Source organism: Paraburkholderia diazotrophica, assembly GCF_038900755.1.
GTDB lineage: Bacteria > Pseudomonadota > Gammaproteobacteria > Burkholderiales > Burkholderiaceae > Paraburkholderia > Paraburkholderia diazotrophica_A.
The window spans coordinates 1-393 of the sequence record NZ_JBBPEN010000083.1; the positions used below are offsets into that span (position 1 = coordinate 1).

Below are 393 nucleotides of genomic sequence, written 5' to 3' on the forward strand. Positions count from 1 at the left end.
GGCCGCGGCCGGTCAGCCCGGGACGACGCCGACGACGCCGGCGACCACGCGGCCGCGCAGCACGACCGCGGCGGGCGCCGCGAGCACGCCGATGTCGGCGCGCGGGTCCGACGGGTACACCACGAGGTCGGCCGGTGCGCCCTCGGCCAGGCCCGGGACGCCGAGGTACTCCCGGGCCCGCCAGCTCGCGACGGCCACGACCTCCGCCGCCGGCACGCCCGCCGCCACCATCTCCGCGGCCTCGGCGGCGACGAGCCCGTGCCCGAGCGTCCCGCCGGCGTCGGTGCCGACGAGGAGCCGGACGCCCGCCTCGTGCAGGTCGCGCACGTGCTCGTACCGGCGCGCGTGCATGCGGCGCATCCGGGCGGCGAAGAGCGGGAAGCGCCCGTCCGC

General features: G+C 80.9%; 1 protein-coding gene. It reads right to left on the reverse strand.

The window, feature by feature from the left end; genetic code table 11:
• Positions 1–12: 12 nt before the first annotated feature.
• The coding region (locus AABE10_RS36320; RefSeq protein ID WP_342937854.1) for an amidohydrolase family protein at positions 13–393 on the reverse strand (381 nt) is incomplete at its 5' end.